Annotated in this window: 2 protein-coding genes; both read left to right on the forward strand. The window is 60.7% G+C overall.

Annotated features, from left to right (window positions below; translation table 11 throughout):
* Positions 1–138: 138 nt before the first annotated feature.
* On the forward strand, positions 139–1,722 hold the full coding sequence (gene istA, locus FEF26_RS15320) for an IS21 family transposase (protein ID WP_138254399.1): 1,584 nt from the start codon (positions 139–141) through the stop codon (positions 1,720–1,722).
* Between the two features lie 7 nt (positions 1,723–1,729).
* Positions 1,730–2,497 carry an ATP-binding protein gene (locus FEF26_RS15325; protein WP_138254400.1) on the forward strand — a complete coding sequence of 256 codons (768 nt, stop codon included), beginning with the start codon at positions 1,730–1,732 and terminating at the stop codon, positions 2,495–2,497.
* Positions 2,498–2,608: the final 111 nt, after the last annotated feature.

Here is a 2,608-nt window from a genome sequence, read left to right on the forward strand (position 1 = left end):
TGGCACGTAGCGAGAGTTGGAAGCGGTAGTCTGCGTAGTTGGAAGCGACGTTCCGGACTTCAGGTAGCGCTTGTGGTCTGCTGAGTGATGGCGGCGCCGGCCGGCGTCGCTTTTCTCTGTGCAGGAGGGCAGGCCTTCATGGCTGACTACAGGACGATCATGTCCTTACTTTTGGCGTCGCGGTCTTATCGGCAGATCGGTGAAATGCTGGGATGTTCCCAGCGGGATGTGGCCCGGGCGCGGAAGGTGATTACCGAGCACGGCATCACCGCTGATTCGCTGGCACAGTTACCGCAGTCCCGGATCGGTGAACTGTTCCCGGACCGCCGCCGACGGGCTTCTGGTGATTATGAGGCTCCGGAGTTCGCTGCCGTGGTGGCCTCGATGCGTTCGAATCCGCATTTCACGCTGTTGCAGGGGTGGCGGACCTACCTGGGTGCTCAGTCCGATCGGCGTAAGTATGGGTATTCGCAGTACTGTCATCTCTTCAGCGACTACGCAGCCAAGAACGATCTGGTGGCCACGTTGCATCATGAGCCGGGCAGGGCGGTGTTCATCGATTGGGCCGGTGACACTTTGCCGATCGTTGATGCCATCACCGGTGAAGTCACCAAAGCGTATCTATTCGTGGCGGTTCTGCCTTACTCCGGCTACCTCTACTGCCGTGGGTTCACCGATATGCGCATGGGGTCCTGGCTGGAGGGCCATATCGGCGCCTTCGACTTCTTTGGCGGGGTTCCCCAGATCGTGGTCCCGGATCATGCTTCGACTGCTACTCATCGAGGAGCTAAGGGTGATGCTGCCCGGGTGATCAACCCGAAGTATCAGCAGATGGCTGATCACTACGGCACCGCGATCGTCCCCGCCCGCATCCGGCGGCCCCGGGACAAAGCAGCAGTCGAATCAGCAGTACAGACCATCAACAAACGGGTGATCGGCTACCTCGCCGAGGAGGTCTGGATGAGCATCGCTGAGCTCAATGAGGCCATCGGTGAGCGAGTCGATGAGATCAACCATCAGATCGTGCGTGCTGATCACACCACACGGTATGAACGTTTCGCCGCTGAAGAGGCCGAAGCGTTAGCGACACTGCCTGTTGAAGGTTTCGAGGAGGTCGAATGGAAACAGGTCAAAGTCGGACGAAACTACCATGTCACCTGCGATTCTCAGCACTACTCAGTGCCTCACAGGCTGGCCGGCCAACTGCTGCGGGCACGACTGACACAGACCCAGGTAGTGGTCTTCGCAGCCGAGGAGATCGTTGCTGAGCACCGGCGCCGTCAGGGTCGGCGTGGCCAGTACTCCACCGACCCGGCCCATGTGCCCGATCAGCATAAGGATGTGGCCGGGCTGTGGTCCCGGGACTGGTTCACCCGCCGAGCTGGGTCGTTCGGGCCTGCCACCGTAGAGATGATCACCCAGATCTTGGACCGCAACCAGATCGAAGCTCAAGGCTACTTGGAATGTCAGAACATCCTGGAAACCCTGGGACGGAAGAACAAGCAGCGCCTGGAAGCAGCGGCAGCACAGATGCTCAACCTCGGCGGCTACGCCTCCTACTCAGGGTTGAAGCGGTTGGTGGCCGCCATCGATAGTGACGCCAAAACATCCAGGCCCAGACGGGCGGCGGCATCCACGGCGAAACCCTCAGATGCCGCGGCTGCCGAAAATTCTGGGGTCTATGTGCGTGGCGCCGACTACTACCAGCAGCAGGGACGGTGACCTTCAGATGTTCACTACTGCTGATTATGAAAAGTTCCGGGCGCTGCGGATGACCAACGTCGCTGCCCGGTTCGAGGAGCTCATCACCGATGAGGCCAACGACGAACTCACCCCTGAGCAGGTCTTCCTCACTGCCGTCGACGACGCCCTGGACCAGCGGCGGGCTAACCGGATCGACAAGCTCATCCAGGGTGCCCAGTTCCCGATCCCCAAAGCGAGCATCGCAGAGATTGACTACCGGGAAGGTCGAGGCATCAACCCGAACCGGATGCGCCGCTACGCAGCACACGACTGGAGCGCTGAGACTGCGAATCTGCTGATCACCTCACCCACCGGCGGAGGCAAGACCTATATCGCCTGCGCCATCGGGGTCGCCGCTTGCCATAATGAGCACCAGGTGATCTACACCCGGATGGATGAACTGGCCCGCAAACTGATCATCGCCCGCGGGGACGGGATAGCCCACCAAGCACTGCTGACTAAGCTCTCAGAGGCAGACCTGCTGGTCATAGATGACTTCCTCACCGTAGGCATCGACCCCGAGGCCGCCAACGACCTCTTCGCCATCCTTGCCAACCGCGAACACCGGGCAGCCACCATGATCGCCGCTCAAACCAGCCCCGGCTACTGGGCCCAGACACTGCCCGATAGAGTCGCGGCCGACTCCATCGTCAACAGGCTGGCCAATAACGCCCGGACAATCAACCTCGGCGAAGTCGACATGCGCCGACACCGCGGCGAAAAAGCCCGAGCCTCCGCCGGATATTGGGAATAGAATCACACAATGAATGCTCCGGTGGCCGGGCCGACAACCAGCCGCTACCCGGTCACCGGAACGCCGCTTCCAACTACGCAGACTATTGCTTCCAACTCCGGCTATCCGCCA

The organism is Nesterenkonia salmonea, from assembly GCF_005771525.1.
GTDB classification, from domain to species: Bacteria; Actinomycetota; Actinomycetes; order Actinomycetales; family Micrococcaceae; genus Nesterenkonia; species Nesterenkonia salmonea.